Origin of the sequence: Enterobacter sp. S-33 (genome assembly GCF_028735835.1) — a bacterium.
In the GTDB taxonomy this organism is placed as follows: domain Bacteria; phylum Pseudomonadota; class Gammaproteobacteria; order Enterobacterales; family Enterobacteriaceae; genus Enterobacter; species Enterobacter vonholyi.
The window spans coordinates 2,022,154-2,045,250 of sequence record NZ_CP117838.1 but is presented as its reverse complement, the minus strand read 5'-3'; the positions used below and the strand labels follow the sequence as shown (position 1 = coordinate 2,045,250).

22 protein-coding genes are annotated in these 23,097 nt (G+C 56.8%); 13 read left to right on the top strand and 9 right to left on the bottom strand.

The genetic code is table 11. From position 1 onward, the window contains the following. The first annotated feature begins 81 nt into the window (after positions 1 to 81). Positions 82 to 561, top strand: coding sequence for an RrF2 family transcriptional regulator (locus PUP35_RS09695; RefSeq protein ID WP_029739386.1), 480 nt, complete (start codon positions 82 to 84; stop codon positions 559 to 561). Positions 562 to 628: 67 nt separating this feature from the next. Here the strand turns inward: PUP35_RS09695 and oqxB are convergent, their stop codons facing one another. Together oqxB and PUP35_RS09685 are read right to left on the bottom strand one after the other, a co-directional pair. After that, on the bottom strand, positions 629 to 3,784 hold the full coding sequence (oqxB, locus tag PUP35_RS09690; protein WP_111965742.1) for a multidrug efflux RND transporter permease subunit OqxB: 3,156 nt from the start codon (positions 3,782 to 3,784) through the stop codon (positions 629 to 631). A 24-nt stretch (positions 3,785 to 3,808) separates the two neighbouring features. Then, entirely contained in the window at positions 3,809 to 4,984 is a 1,176-nt protein-coding gene (locus PUP35_RS09685; RefSeq protein WP_274243029.1) for an efflux RND transporter periplasmic adaptor subunit, read from the bottom strand. A 337-nt stretch (positions 4,985 to 5,321) separates the two neighbouring features. On the opposite strand from PUP35_RS09685, the gene PUP35_RS09680 reads away from it, so the two are divergent. From PUP35_RS09680 to asd, 3 genes are all read left to right on the top strand, one after another. Beyond that, entirely contained in the window at positions 5,322 to 5,675 is a 354-nt protein-coding gene (locus tag PUP35_RS09680) for a helix-turn-helix domain-containing protein (RefSeq protein ID WP_115874926.1), read from the top strand. 70 nt (positions 5,676 to 5,745) lie between these two features. Continuing rightward, the gene (locus PUP35_RS09675; RefSeq protein WP_274243028.1) at positions 5,746 to 6,063 is read left to right on the top strand and encodes a YebG family protein; all 318 of its coding nucleotides are present in this window, start codon (positions 5,746 to 5,748) and stop codon (positions 6,061 to 6,063) included. Positions 6,064 to 6,368: 305 nt separating this feature from the next. Then, the gene (asd, locus tag PUP35_RS09670; protein WP_111965739.1) at positions 6,369 to 7,487 is read left to right on the top strand and encodes an aspartate-semialdehyde dehydrogenase; all 1,119 of its coding nucleotides are present in this window, start codon (positions 6,369 to 6,371) and stop codon (positions 7,485 to 7,487) included. 54 nt (positions 7,488 to 7,541) lie between these two features. On the opposite strand, the gene PUP35_RS09665 is transcribed toward asd, so the two are convergent. Next, the gene (locus PUP35_RS09665; protein WP_252092830.1) at positions 7,542 to 8,102 is read right to left on the bottom strand and encodes a TetR/AcrR family transcriptional regulator; all 561 of its coding nucleotides are present in this window, start codon (positions 8,100 to 8,102) and stop codon (positions 7,542 to 7,544) included. A gap of 9 nt (positions 8,103 to 8,111) precedes the next feature. On the opposite strand from PUP35_RS09665, the gene PUP35_RS09660 reads away from it, so the two are divergent. From PUP35_RS09660 to clcB, 8 genes are all read left to right on the top strand, one after another. Next, positions 8,112 to 8,666 carry a VOC family protein gene (locus PUP35_RS09660; protein ID WP_274243027.1) on the top strand — a complete coding sequence of 185 codons (555 nt, stop codon included), beginning with the start codon at positions 8,112 to 8,114 and terminating at the stop codon, positions 8,664 to 8,666. A gap of 143 nt (positions 8,667 to 8,809) precedes the next feature. Further along, positions 8,810 to 9,433: a glutathione S-transferase family protein gene (locus PUP35_RS09655; RefSeq protein WP_045910392.1), complete on the top strand. Its 624-nt coding sequence runs from the start codon at positions 8,810 to 8,812 to the stop codon at positions 9,431 to 9,433. A gap of 158 nt (positions 9,434 to 9,591) precedes the next feature. Then, the gene (locus PUP35_RS09650) at positions 9,592 to 10,329 is read left to right on the top strand and encodes a YoaK family protein (RefSeq protein WP_274243024.1); all 738 of its coding nucleotides are present in this window, start codon (positions 9,592 to 9,594) and stop codon (positions 10,327 to 10,329) included. Positions 10,330 to 10,605: 276 nt separating this feature from the next. After that, a complete protein-coding gene (osmY, locus tag PUP35_RS09645) occupies positions 10,606 to 11,316 on the top strand; it encodes an osmoprotectant ABC transporter permease OsmY (protein ID WP_274243022.1) in 711 nt (236 codons plus the stop codon). Between the two features lie 17 nt (positions 11,317 to 11,333). Further along, positions 11,334 to 12,233, top strand: coding sequence for an osmoprotectant ABC transporter substrate-binding protein OsmX (gene osmX, locus PUP35_RS09640; RefSeq protein WP_274243020.1), 900 nt, complete (start codon positions 11,334 to 11,336; stop codon positions 12,231 to 12,233). Positions 12,234 to 12,241: 8 nt separating this feature from the next. Beyond that, positions 12,242 to 12,889: an osmoprotectant ABC transporter permease OsmW gene (osmW, locus tag PUP35_RS09635; protein WP_274243018.1), complete on the top strand. Its 648-nt coding sequence runs from the start codon at positions 12,242 to 12,244 to the stop codon at positions 12,887 to 12,889. Next, positions 12,889 to 14,037, top strand: coding sequence for an osmoprotectant ABC transporter ATP-binding protein OsmV (osmV, locus tag PUP35_RS09630; protein WP_149366791.1), 1,149 nt, complete (start codon positions 12,889 to 12,891; stop codon positions 14,035 to 14,037). The genes osmW and osmV overlap by 1 nt, the downstream gene beginning before the upstream one ends. A 102-nt stretch (positions 14,038 to 14,139) precedes the next feature. Next, entirely contained in the window at positions 14,140 to 15,450 is a 1,311-nt protein-coding gene (clcB, locus tag PUP35_RS09625) for a voltage-gated ClC-type chloride channel ClcB (RefSeq protein ID WP_115874917.1), read from the top strand. Here clcB and bioD read toward each other — a convergent pair. From bioD to PUP35_RS09610, 3 genes are all read right to left on the bottom strand, one after another. After that, a complete protein-coding gene (gene bioD / locus PUP35_RS09620; RefSeq protein ID WP_115874916.1) occupies positions 15,385 to 16,080 on the bottom strand; it encodes a dethiobiotin synthase in 696 nt (231 codons plus the stop codon). The genes clcB and bioD overlap by 66 nt on opposite strands. A 130-nt stretch (positions 16,081 to 16,210) precedes the next feature. After that, positions 16,211 to 17,431 (bottom strand): sugar metabolism global transcriptional regulator Mlc, encoded by a 1,221-nt coding sequence (gene mlc / locus PUP35_RS09615; RefSeq protein WP_111965729.1) that lies wholly within the window; start codon positions 17,429 to 17,431, stop codon positions 16,211 to 16,213. A gap of 94 nt (positions 17,432 to 17,525) precedes the next feature. Then, on the bottom strand, positions 17,526 to 18,458 hold the full coding sequence (locus tag PUP35_RS09610; protein WP_127730601.1) for a LysR family transcriptional regulator: 933 nt from the start codon (positions 18,456 to 18,458) through the stop codon (positions 17,526 to 17,528). A gap of 121 nt (positions 18,459 to 18,579) precedes the next feature. On the opposite strand from PUP35_RS09610, the gene PUP35_RS09605 reads away from it, so the two are divergent. Beyond that, positions 18,580 to 19,833: an MFS transporter gene (locus PUP35_RS09605; protein WP_111965727.1), complete on the top strand. Its 1,254-nt coding sequence runs from the start codon at positions 18,580 to 18,582 to the stop codon at positions 19,831 to 19,833. A 75-nt stretch (positions 19,834 to 19,908) separates the two neighbouring features. Here the strand turns inward: PUP35_RS09605 and PUP35_RS09600 are convergent, their stop codons facing one another. From PUP35_RS09600 to PUP35_RS09595, 3 genes are all read right to left on the bottom strand, one after another. Next, the gene (locus PUP35_RS09600) at positions 19,909 to 21,300 is read right to left on the bottom strand and encodes an APC family permease (protein ID WP_045284883.1); all 1,392 of its coding nucleotides are present in this window, start codon (positions 21,298 to 21,300) and stop codon (positions 19,909 to 19,911) included. Next, positions 21,290 to 21,475, bottom strand: coding sequence for a YmjE family protein (locus PUP35_RS21985; protein WP_418251760.1), 186 nt, complete (start codon positions 21,473 to 21,475; stop codon positions 21,290 to 21,292). Before PUP35_RS21985 ends, PUP35_RS09600 begins: the two co-directional genes overlap by 11 nt. Before the next feature lie 181 nt (positions 21,476 to 21,656). Further along, entirely contained in the window at positions 21,657 to 23,075 is a 1,419-nt protein-coding gene (locus PUP35_RS09595) for a glutamine synthetase family protein (protein ID WP_048956333.1), read from the bottom strand. Between the last annotated feature and the right edge of the window lie 22 nt (positions 23,076 to 23,097).

The window sequence follows — 23,097 nt, the reverse complement described above, 5'->3', positions numbered from 1 at the left end:
GTTTGTTATATTGTTGTTTATTGCTTATTCACCTCTGCGGTGCCAAAAAGAACAAGATTCACCGCAACCCAGGACAGAGAAATGTTAGATTACCGCTTCCCGACAGCTTTGCAGATGGTTCTCAGCGTAGCGATGGCGGAGCAATTGGGTGAACGTTCGACGAGTGCGATTCTGGCCTACGGCCTGGAAGCGAACCCGAGCTTCATCCGCAAATTGATGGTTCCGCTGACGCGAGACGGCATTATCGTCTCAACGCTTGGCCGTAACGGCTCCATTCATCTTGGTCGCCCGCCGGAAGAGATCACCCTGCGCGACATCTACCTTTCGGTCATCGAAGATAAAAAGCTGTGGGCCTCCCGCCCTGACGTGCCGGCCCGCTGCGTGGTCAGCGCCAACGCCTGCTGGTACTTCAAATCCATTTCTGAAGAAGCCGAAGAGGCTTCGTTAGCAGTACTGGCCCGCCATACCGTGGCAAGCGCCCTGGAAGCGGTGAAAAACGCCGACAGCAGCGGATGGGATCCACTCCCCGATCTTATTGCCCAGTATCAAAAAACGTCATAACGTTTTACCTGATGCGAAAAAAAACCGCCTTCACTATGAAGGCGGTTTTTTATTATCGGCAACGTCCTTACGCGGGCAGAACGTCCCTTTCCTCTTTTTTCCCACGCGTCACGAACTTACGCAGCGTCACGTAGAACACCGGCGTCAGGAACAGACCAAACAGCGTCACCCCCAGCATGCCGGAGAATACCGTGATCCCCGTGACGCCGCGCACTTCTGCGCCAGCGCCGTGACCGAGGATCAGCGGAATGGTCCCGGCGATAAAGGCGATGGAGGTCATCACAATCGGGCGTAAACGCAGGCGGCAAGCCTCCAGCGCGGCCTCCATGATGCCTTTGCCCTGAATTTCAAGCTCGCGGGCAAACTCCACGATAAGAATGGCGTTTTTACAGGCCAGCCCCATCAGCACCACCAGCCCCACCTGCACGAAGACGTTGTTATCGCCCCCGGTCAGCCAGACGCCAAACAGTGCGGAGAGCATGGTCATCGGCACGATGAGGATCACCGCCAGCGGCAGCGTCCAGCTTTCATACAGCGCCGCCAGCACCAGGAACGCCAGCAGCACCGCCACCGGGAAGACGATCAGCGCCGTATTGCCCTGAGTGGCCTGCTGGAAGCTCAGATCCGTCCATTCAATGTTCATCCCGTTTGGCAGGATCTGCTTAGACATCGCGTCCAGCTGCGTCATCGCCTGCGCAGATGAGAGCACGCGCGGGTCGGCATCGCCAATCAAATCCGCCGCCGGATAGCCGTTATAGCGAATCACCGGATCCGGCCCGTAGGTGGTCGTGATTTTCACCATACTGCCAATCGGCACCATTTCGCCCTGGCTGTTGCGGGTGCGCAGATTCGCAATATCTTCCACGCTGTCGCGGAACTGCCCGTCGGCCTGCGCCATCACGCGCCAGGTTCGTCCGAACTGGTTGAAGTCATTGACGTACGACGACCCCAGATAGGTTTGCAGCGTCCCGAAAAGATCGGTCAGCGACACGCCCTGCGCTTTCGCCTTATCGCGGTCAACCTGGACGTCCAGCTGCGGAACGTTAGCCTGGTAGGTTGAGATCGGGAAATGCATTCCCGGGGTCTGCATAATCGCACCGGACATGGTGTTCACCGCGTTCTGCAGCGCGCCATAGCCCAGACCGCCGCGATCCTGGATGTACAGGGAATAGCCCGACCCCTGACCCAGCCCTAAAATCGGCGGCGGCAGAATGGAGAAGCCAAAGCCTTCCTGGATTTGCGCGATTTTCGCATTAATTTCCGCATTAATTTCCGCAGCGGAATGTTTACGCTGATCGAACGGCTTCAGGCCAAAGAACACCGTACCGGTATTCGGCGTATTGGTGAACTGCAGCGCGTTCAGCCCCGGAAACGCGACCGCATAGTCCACGCCTTCGGTATTCATCCCGATTTCGCTCATTTTGCGGATCACCGCGTCGGTACGCGCTAGCGAAGAGCCTTCCGGCATCTTCACACCGCCAATCAGGTAAAGCTTATCCTGCGTCGGAATAAACCCGCCGGGCACCGCTTTAAACATGACGCCTGCGGCACAGAGCAGCAGCAGATAAACCACGAATACCGCGCCGCGTCGTCCCAGCGTTTTACCCACCAGTCCCTGATAGCCGTTTGAGCTGCGGAGGAAAAAGCGGTTAAACGGACGGAAAATCCAGCCGAACAGACGATCGATAAGCCGGGTCGGGAAATCCTTCGGCGCGCCGTGCGGCTTTAACAGCAGTGCCGCCAGCGCCGGAGAGAGCGTCAGCGAGTTAATAGCGGAGATCACCGTCGATATCGCGATCGTCACCGCAAACTGCTTGTAGAACTGACCGGTAACGCCCGAGAGAAACGCCATCGGCACAAATACCGCGCACAGCACCAGCGCAATCGCGATAATCGGCCCGGACACTTCACGCATCGCCTGGTGCGCGGCCGCAAGCGGCGCAAGCCCCTCTTCTATGTTTCGCTCGACGTTTTCCACCACCACGATGGCGTCGTCCACCACGATACCGATGGCGAGCACCAGCCCGAACAGGCTGAGGGTATTCAGCGAGAAGCCGAGCAGGTAAAGAATGCTGAAGGTACCCACCACCGACACCGGCACCGCGATCAGCGGAATGATCGACGCGCGCCAGGTTTGCAGGAACAGAATGACCACCAGCACGACCAGCACCACGGCTTCCAGCAGCGTTTGCACCACCGCACGGATCGAATCGCGCACAAAGACCGTCGGATCGTAAGGTGCCGCCCACTTCATGTCCGCCGGGAAGCGCGTCGACAGTTCGTCCATTTTCGCGCGCACCGCGTTAGACAGATCGATGGCGTTCGCCCCCGGTGACTGGAAGATACCAATCCCGACCGCATCTTTATTGTTCAGCTGGGAACGCAGAGCATAGCTCCCGGAGCCCATTTCAATCCGCGCCACGTCGCGCAGGCGGACGACAGTACCGTCCTGCGTCGTTTTCAGGACAATATTGCCAAACTCTTCTTCGGTGTGCAGACGCCCCTGGGCGTTAATGGAGATCAGGAAATCACTCTCTTTCGGCAGCGGCTCGGCGCCAAGCTGACCGGCGGAGACCTGTACGTTTTGCTCCTGCATCGCCGTGACCACGTCCGAAGCGGTCAGCCCGCGCGCCGCCACCTTATTTGGGTCCAGCCACACGCGCATCGCGTATTCGCCTGAGCCGAAAATCTGGATCTGGCCGACGCCGGGCAGACGCGCCAGCTCGTCCTTCACCTTCAGCGTGGCGTAGTTGCGCATATACAGCGAATCGTACTTACCGTTTGGCGAAAACAGATGCACCACCAGCGTCAGCGTGGGCGACTGCTTCTGGGTGGTAATGCCCAGACGCCGCACGTCTTCCGGCAGACGCGCCTCGGCCTGCGCGACGCGGTTTTGTACCTGAACCTGCGCCTGATCGGGGTCAGTCCCCGGACGGAAGGTGACGGTGGTCACCAGCACGCCGTCCGAGCCCGCGACGGATTTCATGTACATCATGTTCTCAACGCCGTTGATCGCCTCTTCCAGCGGCGTCGCCACGGTCTCGGCAATCACTTTCGGGTTAGCGCCCGGGTACTCCGCACGCACCTGCACGCTTGGCGGCACGACGTCAGGATATTCGCTCACCGGCAGCAGCGGGATGGCGATTAACCCTGTGATAAAAATCAGAATCGACAGGACGGCAGCAAAGATCGGCCTGTCGATGAAAAAGCGGGAAAAGTCCATGGGTTGGATTCTCAGGTCAAGGGATCAGTTGAGGGCGCTGGTGGCGGTCATGGCAACGGTTTTGGCGTTAACCGGCATACCCGGCATAAACACTTTCTGTAAACCCTCGACGATGACTTTGTCGCCAGGATTCAGCCCCTGCCGCACGATGCGTAAACCGTCTACCAGACGACCCGGCGTAATGTCGCGACGCTGCGCTTTCCCCTCTTTATCGACGATATAAACGTATTTACGATCCTGATCGGTCAGCACCGCCTTGTCGTCAATCAGCGTGGCTTTGAATTCCGCGCTGCCCGGCAGGCGTACGCGGGCAAACAGTCCCGGCGTGAACTGACGCTGTGAGTTATCCAGCAGCGCGCGCATGCGGATTGTCCCGGTGCTCGGCGTGAGCTGGTTATCCAGGAAATCCACTTTGCCCTGATGGGGATAACCCTCCTCGCCCGTCAGGCCAATCTCAACCGGCAGCGCCGTGTGATTGCTGGACGCCCCCTGCCCGCTGCGGGCCAGATTTTGATAGTGAAGATAGGTTGACTCGTCCACGTCAAAGTAGACGTACACCGTCTTCTGCGAGACCAGCGTGGTGAGGACGCTGGCGGTATCGCCCGCAGTCACCAGGTTCCCGCTGGTGATCAGCGCCCGGCTGGCGCGACCGTCGATAGGCGCGGTCACTTTGGTGAAGTCCAGGTTGAGCTGGGCTGCGTCAACCGCCGCCTGCGCGGCGCGAATGTCGGCCTGCGCCTGAACGGCAGCCGAGCGACGCTGCTCCCACTCTTCCCGTGAGACCAGATGGGTATTGATCAGCTTATCGGTACGGTTAGCCTCACTTTGCGCGAGGCTGGCCTGCGTTTTGGCTCTTGCCAGGTTCGCCTGCGCCTGTTCCAGCGCGGCGCGATAGGTACGGTCATCAATGGTGAACAGCACCTCGCCCTTCTTCACTTCCTGGCCGTCGGTGTAATTCACCTTATCAATGTAGCCGGAAACGCGCGGGCGCAGCTGAACGCTCTCCACCGCTTCAATCCGGCCGTTAAAGCTATCCCACTGGCTAATCGATTTCACCACCACGTCAGCGGCACTCACGGCAGGCGCAGGTGGCGCGGCATTTTGCGCGACGCTGTTATCGCATCCGACGAGCAGCACGGAGAGCAATATTGCCCCCAGCGCGCTCAGAGGAGAGTTACCCCAGGTTTTTTGCAGGCTCATTATTTTTATTCCAGTAATTGTCGCCACCGGGCAAGACGCAGCAGGAGGCACCGCGCCACTTCCTTTGTCCGGGGGCTGTCTTCAGGCCATTTGTGTCGTTCATCGCCACAAAACTGTAACAGTTGCGAATACACTATTCGCGGCGATTGTAGGAAGGCACTTAACTAAGTGCAAGAATAATTGTTGCACTTTATGTGCTATTTGAGCGGATGTGAAAAGACCCGTTTCGGTCAGGGATTTAAATGCAACAATAAAACTTGCAATTACTGAAAAAACGCGCCACCTTTAAATGCAACAGACAAAGATACTTTTTCATCCGCTGCGTGGGGGTAACCAGATGAACACTGGCGCATTTATGCATGATTTACTCGACTGGATCGACAACAACCTGGACAGTCGCCTGGACATTGAGACCGTCGCCAGGCGTTCCGGCTACTCGAAATGGCACCTCCAGCGCCTGTTCAAAGAGCATACGGGCTATCCCCTCGCCGGGTATATTCGTGCGCAAAAGCTGCAAAAATCGGTTGAGCGGTTATCCCACAGCGACGAACCGATTCTGAACGTGGCGATCGCGCTGGGCTTTGACTCCCAGCAGTCCTTCAACCGCAGCTTTAAGCGTCAGTATGGTCAGGCGCCTGGGGCATGGCGGCGCAGTATAGGTGGCCCCGAAACGCAGCAGCTTCGCCAGTAATGCATATTTTGCTGCAACATCGATCTGTTGCTGATATACTGTATATAAACACAGTATAGCGAGGTGCACGATGGCTGTTGAAACAAAATTTGTTGTCGTAAGAAAAGGTGAAGAGAAAATGACATTTGCCAGTAAGAAAGAGGCTGACGCTCACGACAAGCTGCTTGATATGGCCGACGCGTTCACCGACTGGCTGTTGCAAAGCGGAATGCAGATGGATGAAACGCAGGCTGAAAACCTTGGCCTGTATCTCGCCGAGCAGAAAGAGACCGTGCAGCATATTCTTCGTACCAGCAAGCTTCCCGATCTCACTACTCCAGCGGTAGCGGATAAAACAGAATCCGATGCGGCTGACACGAAAAAAATCAGGGCTGTGAAGGCGGCCTGATTGTCTGAACAATCATCACCAATTTTGAACTATTCACCAGGCCCGGCAGCCAATTCCGGGCTCCCCCTTTGCCAGAGATTCGCTTCTTAATAATTGCTCTTTCATTCTTAATTGACAGTCATTGCACGTCATGCCTGCGATCGTTTTTTAACTGATGGCTTCATCAGGTATAAATATTGCTGATGTCTTATGAAACATTTTAATAATGAAGGAATTAGCTGCAGTTCGTAGTGATCTTCATGTTTGGATGAGATATAACCTGCTGCGAAAATTAACATTCTTGTAACGTTGATAAGGCTAAACAAATGAAGCAGGTTGGTATTGTTGGTTGGCGAGGAATGGTTGGTTCTGTTTTATTACAGAGAATGGTCGAAGAGAACGACTTCGACGATATCTCAGCGCATTTTTACAGTACTTCAAGCGCCGGGGCCGCCGGTCCAGTCATTGGCGGCGTCAGCTATACACTCAAAGATGCTAATTCCATCAGTGACCTGGCCGAAATGGATATCATCATTACCTGTCAGGGCGGTGATTACACAAAAGCAATCTATCCTGCTTTGATTAATTGTGGCTGGCAAGGCTACTGGATTGACGCGGCCTCAGCGCTACGGATGGATGAGAAAGCCTGCATTATTCTCGACCCCGTCAATCGCCCCACGATTGATCGTGCCGTTAAAGAGGGAATTAAACTTTTTGTCGGTGGCAACTGTTCCATCACGCTGAGTCTTATGGGGCTGGCAGGGTTGATTAAGGCTGACCTGATCGAATGGATGAGCGTTATGACCTATCAGTCTGCATCAGGTGCGGGAGCGCAATATGTCAGGGAATTAATTGTTCAAAGTGCCTGGATCAGTGAGCATTTGTCCTCTGATGAACTGGCATCATCAGGTTCAGTGCTGCCTTTAGTCAATAAAGTCAGTGCGTTAATTAACAGCGCTGACATGCCGATACAGAATTTCGGCGCGCCTTTAATGGGCAGCATTATACCGTGGATTGACAGCGATTTAGGGGATGGTAATAGCCGTGAAGAGTGGAAAGGTGAAGCCGAAACAAACAAAATTCTTGGTTTGTCTCCTGGTGCGATCCCGGTAAATGGATTGTGTATTCGTGTTGGCGTGATACGCTGCCACAGCGCCGCAATCACCATGAAGCTCAGGCGTGACGTCAGCGAAGAAGAATTTGCAGCGTTAGTGACGCATTCTCATCCCTGGGTTAACTATGTGCCCAATAACAAGGTTGAAAGCGTCAGTAAATTGACCCCGGCTTATATCAGCGGTTCGCTTCAGGTTGGTATTGGCCGTTACAAGAAAATGTCTCTCAACAACGATCCAATATATTCGGTTCTGACGGTTGGCGATCAGCTATTGTGGGGAGCGGCGGAGCCCTTGCGCCGCATGTTGAATATTCTGCTGGGCAAAATCTAAGACATATTTTCTGAATAAAAGCATCTATTGAACAGGTGCTTTTATTGTATTGTCTCAGCAGGTTCGTGCCAACGCCACCAAAATCATTTCACGCGCGTGACGCAATACCGATTTTATTTCGCCTGCCGGGATATCAGCGAGCCCCAGTCCGCGTAGCAGGAATATGCCTTCTACAGCGAGAAACGCGTGCCTGACATCGGCCATATCCTCTCCAGCCTCGCGTAGCGGTTCGAGGAGTGTGCGATACAGGTTGCGAACGGGCGCCAGCATACCTGGCGCATGCACGAGAGCCGTAATAAGAAACGCCGCCATCTGTGTTACAGCATCCTCTTCCTCCAGTGCTTCCTCGATGTGTGCAAGAATTAATTCTCGTGGCCCTGCGGCGGTAGCTGTAAGACGCTGACCGACTGCCTGCTGGAAACGCGTCACTTCGCGCTCAAGCACGGCGTATATCAGGCCATCCTTTGATGAAAAGGTATACACAAGGCCGCCTTTACTGATGCCAGCACGTTCCGCGACGGCATCCAGCGTAAATACGCGCCCTCCAGACTCAAGGATGATGCTTTCAGCAGCATCTAAAACCTGCTCCCGATCGATTTCTTTTTTGCGCGTCACGATTTCCCCTTGCTTAATTCGACTGATCAGTCGGATAATGTTTTCGACTGGCCAGTCACATTAGCACTGCAAGCCTTGCCCGACAAGATTGCAATGCGTTCATTCCCTGATAAACCTATGAAAGGCAAGAAAATGAATGAATTATTACCCTCTGCAGCACTCGCACATTTTGTGATGAAAGTGAACGATGTTGATGCCAGCTATGCATTTTACCAGGGGCTAGGCCTGCGTGCGCTCGACAAATTTCCGGGCATGGCGATTATTGAGTTACGCGGCGGCACCCATTTGTTGTTGACCGAAAAGGATGTGCCTGAAACGCAGAGTCTGCATATCAGCCGCGTTGGTCAGCGGCCAGATTTTGCTGCAGAAAAAATTGATCTCATGATCGCGGGCCATTCCAGATCGGAACTTGAAACGTATCGAACTGGCCTCATCGCAAAGGGATATTCAGCTCAGGAAATTGCGCAGGAAACGCTATTTGGACATCATTATTTTTCCCTGCAGGATCCGGATGGAAACGGTATAAGTTTCTACACCAGCCACTCTAGCCAACAGCCTGTTTAAATCAGTTTTAGACTGCGAAGTGCTCTCCGAAAGTGCTTCGCACTACTACCTTCAGCTGCCCCCACCAAATTTTGCCCCAGCCTCTGACGCACAACGGGTGTATTGTTTTTAGACAATTCATTCCTCTAAAGGACACCTGCGCAATGATCACCATCCTCGGCAAAACCACCTCCATCAACGTTCGTAAAGTGCTCTGGACCTGCGAAGAAGCGGGCATAGCCTATCAGCAGGAAGATTACGGCAGCGGTTTTGCCTCGACGGAAACGGATGCCTTCCGCGCACTGAACCCCAACGCCATGGTGCCGGTGTTGATTGATGGTGATTTCGTGTTGTGGGAGTCCAATTCCATCTGCCGTTATCTGGCGCGCAAGGCCGAACGTCACGATCTGCTGCCCGCAGAACCGCAGGCCTGTGCCAACGTAGAGCGCTGGATGGACTGGCAGGCCACTGAATTTAACAACGCCTGGCGCTATGTCTTCCCGGCGCTGGGGCGTAAAAACCCGGCCTTTAACGACCCCGAGCGTATTGCGGCAGGAATCAAGGAGTGGAACCACTGCATCACCATTCTGGAACAACAGCTGCAGCGCACCGGGGCCTTTGCAGCGGGCGAGACGTTTACCCTCGCTGACGTGGTGCTTGGGCTGTCGGTGAATCGCTGGAAAATGACGCCGTTTGATAAGCCAGACGTGCCCGCCATTGAGGCCTGGTTCGAGCGCCTTAACCAGCGTCCGGCATTTTTGCGTCACGGCAATAACGGCATGGTGTAAAACTTAATGCCTGAATGAATACCGCAACGAGGCTGTTTTTTTAATTACGAAACCCTGATTGTCGCCAGAGGGAATAATAATTAAGCCATATCCTGGACAGCCCGTTGCACCGCTTTGCTAGCCTGAATAGTCAGGCAAAGCTCAACCCGGAGGTATTCTTGCTGATTAAACTCAAAAAAGAACGAACGCATCAGGAGGATCGCCGGCTTGCTCTCTGGCTGGCGACCTCAGCAGGTTTGCTGAACGCCATCGCCCTCGGGGCATTTGGCTTTTTCCCCTCACACATGACCGGCAACACCTCACAATTATCCAGCGAAGTTTCTTCTACCGATCTGAGCGATATTATTTTCTTCGGCTCGATAATTCTCTCTTTTGTGGCTGGCGCCATTATTGCGCGCACGATCGTCATATGGGGTATTATCCATAACGTCAGGCTGGTTTTTTGCCAAATCCTTTTTGTCGAGGGGATATTACTGACCGGCGTTTCCTTTTACGAAATGTATTTCCATGCGCTCACCAGCAATCGCGAGATTATTCTTTTTCTCTGCTTTCTGATGGGCATTCATAATTCCACCTCCACGCAACTTTCCGGCGGACGGGTAAGATCGACGCACATTACCGGCACGCTAACGGACGCGGGGATTTCCCTGGCCTCCGTCATGGTGGCGATGCTGCGCAGGGATTACTCCAAAGATACGGCGGCGCAAAAAAGCCAGCTAAAAACCCACTTAACCACCCTATTTTCATTCATTACGGGCGGTATTGCGGGGCTGCTGCTGTTCAGATGGATTGGCTTCAACGCCATGCTGGCGCTGGGGTTGATGCTTGCGGTTGTCGCCGTGGTATCAATTATCACCGTCTCGTCGCGGGTTCGACGAGTGCGTGCCACTCTATGAAGATAATGCCATGTTTTCAGTGTAAGAGCTCTTTAGATGTGACGTTGTCACATCTAAAAATTCGCTTTAGGACTATTCTGCCCGCCACACAATCAGGCCTTACGCCGTAAGGCCTGGCTTAAGGTTGTCACTGTTTTCATAGGGTTACTGATTTTACCCCTTCGCTGGAACCCTTCCCAAACGCTTGCTATAGGTGAAATACCCCTGCCGAAACATGGCATAACAACAGGCAACCGGTGGTTGCTATAACGCATGCGCACAGGGAGACACACCGCAATGCACCCTTTACTCAAACGTTCGCTGCTGTTTGTCGGCGCCATTATCGTGGTTCTCGCCCTCCTCGTCTGGGGGATCGGGCTGGAGACCCTCAGAGCGCGTCAGGTTGACCTGATCTATCTCGGGCAACAGCATATGATTCTGGTTTTCTCATCAATGTTCTTTGCCCTGCTGGTGGGTATTCCGGCGGGTATTCTGCTGAGCCGCCCGGCCGCGCGAGGTACCGCCGAATATGTGATGCAAATCTTCAACGTAGGCAACACGCTGCCGCCGCTGGCCGTGCTGGCACTGGCGATGGTGGTGATCGGCATTGGCGATAAGCCCGCCATTATCGCCCTATTCCTCGCCTCGCTGCTGCCGATCGTGCGTAATACTTATGCCGGGCTATGCTCGGTCCCGCCGTCGCTGCTGGAAGCGGCAAACGGCATCGGGATGACCAAATGGCAGCGTCTGCGCCAGGTTGAGCTGCCAGCCGCCTGGCCGGTGATGCTCTCCGGCATTCGCATTGCGACCGCCATTAACGTTGGTACCGCGCCGCTGGCGTTCCTGATTGGCGCCAGCAGCTACGGCGAGCTAATTTTCCCCGGCATTTATCTGAACGATTTCCCGACCCTGATCCTCGGCGCGGCGGCCACCGCCCTGTTCGCCCTGATCCTCGATACCCTGCTGGCGGCGCTGGGTCGCGTGATGAGTCCCCATCTCCCCCGATAACAATAACAAGGAGCTTTATGAGACTGATATCCGGCCTGGCGGCGCTGTGTGCCGCGGCGCTGTTCACCGGCCAGACCATCGCGGCCCCGCTGATTCTGGCGACCAAGAGCTTTACCGAGCAGCACATTCTCTCGGCGATGACCGTGCAGTACCTGCAGAAGAAAGGATTCCAGGTGCAGCCGCAAACCAATATCGCCACGGTGATCTCCCGCAACGCGATGATCAACAAGCAGATTGATATGACCTGGGAGTACACCGGCACGTCATTAATCATCTTTAACCACATCAACAAGCGCATGTCGCCCCAAGAGTCTTACGAGACGGTGAAACGCCTGGACGCGAAGCACGGTCTGGTCTGGCTCAAGCCCGCCGACATGAACAACACCTATGCGTTCGCCATGCAGCGCAAGCGCGCAGAGGCGGAACATATCAACACCATGTCGGAGATGGTGGCAAAGATTGAGCAGGTCCGTAAAACCGATCCGGACAAAAACTGGCTGCTGGGCTTAGACCTGGAATTTGCCGGACGCAGCGACGGCATGAAGCCGCTTCAGGCGGCCTACAAGATGGACCTGGACCGCCCGCAGATCCGTCAGATGGACCCCGGTCTGGTCTATAACGCGGTGCGCGACGGCTTCGTCGACGCCGGGCTGATTTATACCACCGACGGGCGCGTGAAGGGCTTCGACCTAAAGGTGCTGGAAGATGATAAAGGCTTCTTCCCGAGCTACGCGGTGACGCCGGTGGTGCGTAAAGACACGCTGGAGGCCAACCCCGGCCTGGAAGAGGCGCTCAACACCCTCTCGGCCCAGCTCAACAACGACGTTATCACCGAGCTGAACAAGAAGGTGGATATCGACCATCAGTCACCGCAGCAGGTCGCCCGCGATTTCCTGCGTAGCAAACAGCTGCTCTAGGAGGCGCTATGGAGACGATTCACTACATTCTGGACAACTGGGAATACCTCCTAACCCTGACGCTGCAGCACCTGTGGCTGGTGGCGCTGGCCGTGGGCTTAGCCATTCTCATCGGCGTACCGCTGGGCATTCTGATTGTTCGCCACAAGTGGCTGGCAACGCTGGTGCTGGGGATTGCCACCATCGTGCTGACCATTCCGTCCATTGCGCTGTTTGGCCTGATGATCCCGCTGTTTTCGCTGATCGGTCAGGGAATTGGCGCCCTGCCCGCGATCACGGCGGTATTTCTCTACTCGCTGCTGCCGATTGTGCGTAACACCCATACGGCGCTCGACAGCCTGCCGCCCGGCCTGCGTGAAGCCGGACGCGGTATCGGCATGACCTTCTGGCAGCGCCTGCGCTGGGTCGAAATCCCGATGGCGCTGCCGGTGATTTTCGGCGGGATCCGCACCGCCGTGGTGATGAACATCGGCGTGATGGCGATTGCCGCGGTGATCGGCGCGGGCGGTCTGGGCCTGCTGCTGCTCAACGGCATCGGCGGAAGCGATATTCGCATGCTGATTGCGGGCGCGCTGATGATTTGTCTTTTAGCGATTGTGCTCGACTGGCTGCTGCACCGTCTGCAGGTGGTTCTGACTCCGAAGGGGATTCGATAATGATAAAACTGGAAAACCTCACCAAACAATTTTCTCAGAAGCACGGCCAGACCTTTAAGGCCGTCGACAACGTCAACCTGAACGTACCCGAAGGGGAAATGTGTGTGCTACTGGGCCCGTCCGGCTGCGGGAAGACCACCACCCTGAAGATGATTAACCGCCTCATTACCCCAAGCAGCGGGACGATCCTGATCAACGGCGAAGACACCAGCGGGATGGACACCGTCACCCTGCGCCGCAACATTGGCTACGTGATCCAGCAGATTGGCCTGTTCCCGAACATGACCATCGAAGAGAACATTACCGTTGTGCCGCGCATGCTGGGCTGGGATAAAGCACGCTGTAAAACCCGCGCCGAAGAGCTGATGGATATGGTGGCACTGGATCCGCATAAGTTCCTGAATCGCTATCCGCGCGAGATGTCCGGCGGCCAGCAGCAGCGCATCGGCGTGATCCGCGCCCTGGCGGCAGATCCTCCGGTGCTGCTGATGGATGAGCCCTTCGGCGCGGTTGACCCGATTAACCGCGAGGTGATCCAGAACCAGTTCCTGGAGATGCAGCGCAAGCTGAAAAAAACCGTCATGCTGGTGAGCCACGATATCGACGAAGCCCTGAAGCTCGGCGATCGTATCGCGGTATTCCGTCAGGGGAAAATCGTGCAGTGCGCCAGCCCGGATGAACTGCTGGCGAAACCGGCGAACGAGTTTGTCGGCTCGTTTGTCGGTCAGGACCGCACCCTGAAGCGCCTGCTGCTGGTATCGGCGGGCGACGTCACCGACCAGCAGCCGACCATTACGGTGCGGGGCTCTACTCCGCTTCCCGAAGCCTTTGCGACCATGGATGATAATGATATTCGCGCGATTACCGTAGTCGACGAGCACGGCAAGCCGCTGGGCTTTGTGAAGCGTCGCGAAGCGCGTAACGCCAGCGGGACCTGCGCCGACATCCTGCATCCGTTCCGCATGACCGGCAAGGCGGAAGACAACCTGCGCGTGGTGCTGTCACGCCTGTATGAGAGCAACACCAGCTGGATGCCGATCGTAGATGAGGACGGGCGCTACAACGGCGAGATTTCTCAGGACTATATTGCCGAGTATCTGAGTTCAGGTCGTACGCGCCGGGCGCTGAATATTCACACCGACAGCTAACCTTTCTGGCCGGGCATCGCCCGGCTTTTCCGCACGCATACCTTTTGCTACCCCCGCGATTTGCCGCCACAATATTGTATCGTCCCCGTTTACTCGCGACTCATGCAACGTCTTCATACGTACCCCGACATCCGCGCGATGTTTCGCCGACTGCTGATTGCCACCGTCACCGGCGTGCTGGCCGCGCTGGCCGTTGCGGTGTTCCGCCACAGCATGTATCTGCTGGAGTGGCTGCTTCTCAGCAACGACAGCGGCAGCCTGGTGAATGCCGCCGCCTCGCTCTCACCCTGGCGGCGCGCGCTGACGCCCGCGCTGGGCGGGCTGGCTGCCGGGCTGCTGCTCTGGGGATGGCAGCGGCTGACCGCCCAGCGGCCTCATGCCCCTACCGATTACATGGAAGCGCTGGAGACGGGCGACGGTCAGTTTGACTACGGCGCCAGCCTGGTTAAATCCCTTGCCTCACTGCTGGTCGTCGCCAGCGGAAGCGCCATCGGGCGTGAAGGGGCGATGATCCTGCTTGCCGCCCTCGCCGCCTCCTTTTTTGCCCGGCGCTTTACGCCCAAATCTGAATGGAAGTTATGGATCGCCTGCGGCGCCGCGGCCGGGATGGCCAGCGCCTACCATGCTCCGTTAGCCGGAAGCCTGTTTATTGCGGAGATTCTGTTTGGCACCCTGATGCTGGCCTCGCTCGGCCCCGTCATTATCGCGGCGGTGGTGGCGCTGCTCACCACGCAGCTCCTGGCGCCGGGTACCGGCACGCTCTACGCGGTCCATTTGAGCGGCACACTCACCGCAGCCGATTATGCCCTGCTGGTCTCCATGGGGCTGCTGGCAGGGCTTTGCGGACCGCTGCTGATGGGGTTGATGGCATTCAGCCACGCTCTTTTCCTGCGCCTCAAACTTTCGCCGCCGTGGCAATTAGCGCTGGGCGGTACGATCGTTGGGCTGCTGTCTCTTCTGACGCCGAAGGTGTGGGGGAACGGCTACAGCGTGGTTCAGGCTTTTCTGCTCGCGCCGCCGCTGCTGTCGGTGATTGCCGGGGTGTTCATCTGTAAATTGCTGGCAGTGCTGGCGAGCAGCGGGTCGGGCGCGCCGGGCGGGGTGTTCACGCCGACGCTGTTTGTCGGCATGGCGACGGGCATGCTGTTTGCACAGCTTTTCGCGCTGTGGCTGCCGGGTTCTGAAACGGCTATTTTGCTGGGGCTGGCAGGGATGGCAACGCTACTCGCCGCGACCACGCATGCGCCCATTATGTCGGCACTGATGGTCTGTGAAATGACCGGACAGTATTTTTTACTGCCCGGCCTGCTGGTCGCCTGCGTGGTGGCGTCCGTATTGTCGCGGACGTTACGCCACGACTCTGTCTACGGTCAGCACGCCACCGAGGGCAGAGAGATCGATGTAGTGCGCTAGCTCGCGCTGCTCGGCGCGTGGCAAATAAGGCAGCTCGCCGACTAATGGGCCAGGCAGTTTGGTGCTCAGCACGTCAATAATCTCGGCGTAGTGCGCCAGGCCCGGGTTGATGCGGTTTGCCACCCAGCCAATCAGCGGCAGGCCGTCATTGGCAATCGCCTGCGCCGTCAGCAGCGCGTGGTTGATGCACCCTTCCTGGATCCCTACCACCATTACCACCGGAAGCTGCTCCTGCACAACCCATTCAGACAGCGGGCGCAAATCATTCATCAGGCTGCGCCAGCCGCCCGTCCCTTCAACCACTACGTGGTCAACCTTCTCGCTCAGGTTCGCCAGTCCGTCGGACAACAGGGGATAATTAATCAGGCCGCTGTGCGCTACGCTGCTCTCCTCTTCGCTTAACGCAATGGGATTGACCGCGTGATAAGGCAGTTCCAGTGACGAGACGCTTTGCAGCACCAGGGCGTCTTTATTACGCAATCCTTCTGGCGTCTCTTTACTGCCTTTTGCGACCGGTTTGTACCCTGCCACGCGTTTACCGCTTGCTGCCAGCGCCTGCAGCAATGCGCGGGATACGACGGTCTTGCCGACAGAGGTATCTGTACCAGTAACAAAGAAACGCTTAAGCATGACTCACTCCACCTCTTGGGTATGCTTCGAAAATATAAACCAGGTAAATAATTCAGTGGAGGAAGTCTACGGGATGCGTACGCTACCCGGCTTGAGATAGCGCAATTTTTCTTACATCAGCGGAAAAGAGTTAACCCTGTAGCAGGCGGATCAACAGCGAGCCGTTATACATGGCATCTTTGACCAGCGCCGCGCCTGCCATCGTGCCCTGGTTGGAAAACTGGGTGCTTTCTACCGCAATATTTTTGCTGTAGGCGGGAAGCGACTGCTGATGGATACAGGCCGAGATCGCCGGGAAGAGGATTTCCGCCGCCTGGCTCAGCGGTGAGCCAATGAGGATTTTTTGCGGGTTGAAGAGGTTCACCATAATGGCCAGAATGCGGCCAACGTTATTCCCTACTCCAGTAATAATGTCCTTCGCCAGCAGATCGCCCTGGCGCGCGGCGGCGCAGAGGGAATCCACCGTTAAGGGCTGTCCGTGCAGCGAGGAGCTCATGGACTGGCTGAGCCGGACCTGCGCCAGTTCCAGCACGCTTTCCACGCTGGCAATGGTCTCGAGACAGCCGTGGTTCCCGCAGTAGCAGCGCTTGCCGTACGGGTCGACCTGGGTGTGGCCGATTTCCACCAGGCTGCTGCTTCCGGCGTGAAGAAGTCGTCCATCGGTAATCACGCCCGCCCCGACGTTATGGTCGATAACCACCTGGATCACATCCCGCGCGCCGCGGGATGCGCCGAACAGCGCTTCCGCCATCGTCCAGGCGCTGATGTCATGCTGAATATAGACCGGCACGCCGGTATGGTTTTTCAGCACCTCTCCCAGCGGCATCTCTTTCACATCGTCGTAGAACGGCATGCGGTGAACAATACCATTTTCGGTATCAATAATGCCCGGCATGGTGATGGCGATCGCCGTTAAGCGTTCAAGGCGCTGCTGATGGCGGATAAAGAAGCGATCGATGTGCGAGACAATCGCCTCAAGGAGCGACTCCTCGGCGTTGAGCGGCAGTTCAAGACGGTCTTCCACCACCAGCTTGCTGCTCAGGTCGCGCAGCGCAAGGAAGATCTCGCCGCGGCTGATGCGCAGCGACAGGTAGTGCCAGGCTTCCGTCTCCACCACCAGCCCAACGGCCGGACGGCCACGGCTGCCCGGCTCCTGAATTTCCGTCTCCTGAACCAGGTGCGCTTCCAGCATCTCGCGGACTATCTTGGTGATACTGGCAGGTGCCAGCTGTGCCAGGCGCGAAAGATCGATACGCGAAACCGGACCAAGCTGATCAATCAGGCGATACACCGCGCCAGCGTTGGTCTGCTTAATCTGATCAATATGCCCTGGCTGACTATCCGCGACCACCTCGTACTCCCTTATTTTCGAGCTTCGAAATAAACTGTTGGCTATGGTGAAGCACTTGTATGGCTGCCGTCAAATATTTACTTAGCCATGTGATTTACCGCACATTTTTGCCCACTTTTGCCTGAAAATGCTGCCCGGCGGAGGCGTTCATCAACTGCTGTTTGAAACGCTGCGCGGCGTGGCTCTGTTCTCGATGTTTTGACCAGACCAGCCACATCTCTGAAACGGCATCCTCTTCGGCAATGGTTACCCAGCGCATTTCGCGCAGTTGTACCCGTTTAAAGGAGGCTGGAAGAATAGAGACGCCCAGCCCGGCGGCGACCAGGCCGATAATCGTCATCGCTTCCCCGACTTCCTGGGTGATCACCGGGGCAAGATCGTAGCGGCGCATCAGCCCCAGGATATCGTCATACAGACCCGTTCCGACCTGCGGGTCAAAAAAGACAAACGGCTCTTTTGCCAGCTCTGCCAGCGAAACCGCCGGACGCGACGACAGCGGGTGATCGTGCGGGATCATGGCCATCAGCGGCTCGCGCAGGATCACCTCCCACGCCAGCGAGTCCGGCAGCTGGGTATTACGCATCAGCCCCAAATCCAGCGAACCTTCATTTAGCGGCGCAATCTGCTCGCGGGTATTGATCTCGCGCGTTTGAATGTGAACATCCGGGAAATGGCGGCGGAATGACGACAGGGTTTCCGAGACGGCGCTGATAAACGGCGCGGACGAGGTAAACCCGATGCGCAACTCTCCGGCTTCCCCGAGATAGAGCCGTTCTGCCCGGGCGGCGGCGTCATCGACCATGCTCAGAATTTGTCGGCTGTCGTTCAGAAACTGCTTACCCGCCGCCGTCAGGCTCACGCTGCGGTTGGTGCGGGCCAGCAGGCGCGCCCCGACCTGCTGCTCCAGGATCTGAATCTGCTGGCTTAACGGTGGCTGAGAGATGTTTAGCCGTGCCGCCGCGCGGCCAAAATGCAGCTCTTCGGCGACGGCGACAAAGTAGCGGAGATGACGCAGCTCGATATTCATATTTATAAAGTATCATTTAAGATTATTAATATATTAGACGGAATATTTACATTTTCCTACCCTTAACAGGTGGTCATACCCGTCACCAGAAATCACGGGGATGTTTAAGCAAGGAAACTGTGTGAGTCGTACAACTACTATTGATATCGATCCGGCCAGAGATATCAATGATTTACCCGCAGCATCGCAGCCGGTTCAGTTCATTAAACGTGGTACTCCCCAATTTATGCGCGTCACGCTGGCGCTCTTTTCCGCCGGTCTGGCAACCTTCGCCCTGCTCTATTGCGTACAGCCGATCCTGCCCGTTCTCTCCCATGAGTTTGGCGTATCGCCTGCCAGCAGCAGCGTTTCACTCTCTATTTCTACCGGCATGCTGGCGATTGGCCTGCTCTTTACCGGGCCGCTGTCCGACGCCATTGGCCGTAAACCGGTGATGGTAACCGCGCTGATGCTGGCCTCGGTCTGTACGTTACTCTCGACCATGATGACCAGCTGGCACGGTATTCTGGTGATGCGCGCGCTGATTGGGCTCTCGCTTAGCGGCGTGGCGGCGGTCGGGATGACCTATCTCAGCGAGGAGATCCACCCGAGCTTTGTTGCCTTCTCTATGGGGCTTTACATCAGCGGGAACTCGATTGGCGGAATGAGCGGACGTCTGCTGAGCGGGGTATTCACGGACTTCTTTAACTGGCGTATTGCGCTGGCAGTCATCGGGTGTTTTGCGCTGGCATCTGCCCTGATGTTCTGGAAAATTCTGCCGGAATCGCGTCATTTCCGCCCGACATCGCTGCGTCCGAAAACGCTGTTTATCAATTTCCGTCTGCACTGGCGCGACAAGGGGCTGCCGCGCCTGTTCCTGACCGGCTTCCTGCTGATGGGCTCGTTCGTCACGCTGTTTAACTATATTGGCTACCGCCTGATGCTCTCGCCGTGGCATCTGAGCCAGGCGGTGGTCGGCCTGCTTTCCGTGGCGTACCTTACCGGCACCTGGAGCTCGCCGAAGGCCGGGGCGATGACCGCACGCTATGGCCGCGGCCCGGTCATGCTGTTCTTCACGGCGATGATGCTGGTCGGCCTGTTGCTGACGCTCTTCTCCTCCCTGTGGCTGATTTTTGCCGGCATGCTGCTCTTCTCCGCAGGGTTCTTCGCCGCGCATTCGGTCGCCAGCAGCTGGATTGGACCGCGCGCCCGTCGCGCCAAAGGTCAGGCATCGTCGCTGTATCTGTTTAGCTATTACCTGGGATCCAGCATCGCCGGGACGCTCGGCGGTGTCTTCTGGCATAACTACGGCTGGAACGGCGTGGGCGGGTTTATCGCGCTGATGCTGTGCGCCGCGCTGCTGGTTGGCGCAAGTCTTCATAAACGTCTGAGATAATACGCCTGCGGGCTGATGTCCGTTAAGACGCGCCATCCACAAAAACGGCACCAGCGTACTGGTGCCGTTTCACGTTCAGGAATCCCAGGCCTGCTCTATCTTACCGGCTTCAAACTGCGGAGGCGGTTTGCGGAAACGGCGCGTGAGCCACGTCAGGTAAAGGATCCCCAGTGCCGCCCAGATGAGGCCAAGCGTCAGGGACGTCGCTTCGAGGTTTATCCACAGCACGCCGACCGTGACGGCACCGATGAGCGGCAGCAGGAGATAGTGGAAACGATCTTTCCACGTTTTGTTCAGCCCCTTACGCCGCCAGAAATGGTTGTACACCGAGAGATTAACAAACGTAAACGCCACCAGCGCGCCAAAATTGATCAGCGCCGTCGCGGTCACGAGATCGAAGTACAGGGCCGACAGCGCCACTATCCCAACCATAATGACGTTCAGGGCCGGCGTACGCCATTTCGGATGCACGTAGCCAAACACCCGCTCCGGAAACACGTTGTCACGCCCCATCACATACAGTAAGCGCGAGACGCTGGCGTGCGAGGCCAGGCCTGAAGCGAGCGTATTCACAAACGTGGTACACAGAAACACCGACTGGAAGAGCTTGCCGCCCACGTACAGCGCTATTTCCGGCAGCGCGGCGTCCGGGTTCTTGAAGCGCGCGATCGTCGGGAAAAAGAGTTGCATGAAAAACGAGGCAACAATGAATATCAGCCCGCCATACAGAGCGGTGAGGAAAATCGCTTTAGGGATCACCCGCGCCGCGTTTGGCGTCTCTTCCGACAGCGTGGTGACCGCGTCAAAGCCGAGGAAAGAGAAGCAGACGATAGTCGCGCCGGTAATAATCGGGATCAGATGTGCGTTCTCGCTGATAAACGGCTGGAGCGACCAGACGGTGCCGACGCCCTCCCCCTTGTGCAGACCGTGCACCACGAGTATGACAAACACCACCATGATGGCGATCTGCACCAGCACAAACAGGGTGTTAAAGTTGGCGACCAGATTCACACTCTTGAGGTTCGCCAGCGTCAGGATCGTTACAAACCCCACCACCCAAACCCACGGCGGGACTTCAGGGAACAGCGCGGAAAGGTAGATCTTCGCCAGCAGCACGTTAATCATCGGCAGGAAGAGATAATCCAGCAGCGATGACCAGCCGACCATAAAACCTAAATGGGGTCCGATCGATTTCTGCGTGTAGGTGTACGCAGAGCCTGCTTCCGGGAACTGTCGTACCAGTTTGCCGTAGCTGATGGCGGTAAACATGACGCCAGCCAGCGCCAGGAGATACGAGGCGGGCACGTGGCCGTTGCTGATACCGGACACAATGCCGAAGGTATCAAACACGGTCATGGGGGTGAGATAAGCCAGCCCCATCATCACCACCTGCCAGAGCTTAAGGGAACTGCGCAGCCGGGTTCTTCCGGCCATGCCCGGCGAGTCAAGAGAGGTGTTAGTCGCCATAAACCGTCCCCCCCATGCTTACCGTGGTTTGCAATCGCGCTGTCCTTAACGCAAACCTGCTTAGCAAAGGGGGAAGTTGTAAAGAACACACGCGATCGTACCAGCGCACCGTCTCTGGCTCGCACTCACAGCAGGCGCCTGACTGGCCCCCTTCGCCCTGCGGATAGTTGAACATCTGCATCATTTCCTACCTCGTCACACAGTGTCGTTAAGAAAATCCCTGTGCCGCCTGCGCTCCATAACGCGACTCCCGGGAGATAGCTGGCGTGCCAGCAAACAGTTAGGCCAGGCTCCGCGCAGGCCGTTTGGTGATACGTATGGGATGAAACAAAGCGGCCCCTTACCGGGGCACGTCATCAGGCGTTTTTCAGCATCCACTCAATTTCCGTTTCGGTAATCAGGCGTTCAAACTGCAGTAATTCATCGTTTTTGCAGGCGTGATAGACGTGGCAGAAGCGTTCGCCCAGCCGCTCGCGGAGGTTATCGTTTTGCATAAATTCCCACAGCGCATCGCTCTGACGGATCGGGAACGGCAGTCCGTCCTGCTCCAGACCATTGCCTTCCACTTCTTCCTGCAGCGGTAAATCGTTATCCAGGCCATGTAAAATGCCGGCAAAAATCGCCGCCATCACCAGATACGGATTCGCGTCAGCGCCCGCTACCCGGTACTCGACCCGATGGTTATGGCGATCGCCGCAGGGGATACGCAGGGCAACGGTGCGATTATTGTGTCCCCATGACGCCTGCGTCGGCACGTACATTCCCGGCTGGAAACGGCGGTAGGAGTTGACGTTCGGTGCCAGCAGCGCCATGGACGCAGGCATCAGGTCGATCATCCCGGCCAGCGCGCGTTTCAGCAGCGCGGAATCCTCGCCGCTGGCGTCTGCGAGCACGTTTTCGCCTCGGTTGTTTTGCATGCTGATATGGATGTGCATCCCGCTGCCCGCATGTTCTTCATACGGCTTTGCCATAAACGTGGCGTGCATCTTATGTTTTTCTGCCATCTGCCTGACGAGACGTTTTAGCGCCAGCGCATCATCGCAGGCATCGAGCACGTTTTCCGTATGGTGCAGATTTATCTCAAACTGGCCCGGGGAGGCCTCAGCCACTGCTCCGTCGGCGGGGATCAGCTGCAGCTGCGCCAGTTCGTCAATGTCGTTCAGCACGTCAGCAAAGTGGTTCAGATTATCAACCGAGTAGACCTGACTCTGCGTGTTGCGCACGTCGGTGCCCGGCGCGCAGGGTGGCTGCAGATAGCCGTCGGCATCGCGTTTACGGTCAAGTAAATAGAACTCCAGCTCTACCGCTACCACGGGGAACAGGCCGCGCTGGCGCAGCTGCTGCCAGAGTCGGTTGAGTACGTTCCGCGGCTCAACGTCAAAGGGAGCGCCATCTTCATCGACCATGGTGAGCTGCACCTGACCAATGTATTCCGGGTCGGCGGCGGACGGCGTCAGGGTGCCCGGTACCGGCACGCAGATACAGTCCGGCTCGCCGAGCTCCTGTCCCAGGCCCGCCTCTTCCACGACGTTACCCAAAATGTCCATGGCGAAAACCGATGCCGGGAAATAGCAGCCTTTTTCAAGTTTGCTCAGTCCGGCAACCGGGATGCGCTTGCCGCGAAAACAGCCGTTCAGGTCGGTCAGGAGGACATCAATAAACTGGGTGTCAGGATACTTTTCTAAATAGCGCTTCACTTCCTGCGTAAAGGCGCTGCCCCGCCTCTCATCCGTGTGCTGCACAAAGTTCTCAACTTCTACGATATTGGTTTCCATGATTTACCACCGTTTTTGGGAT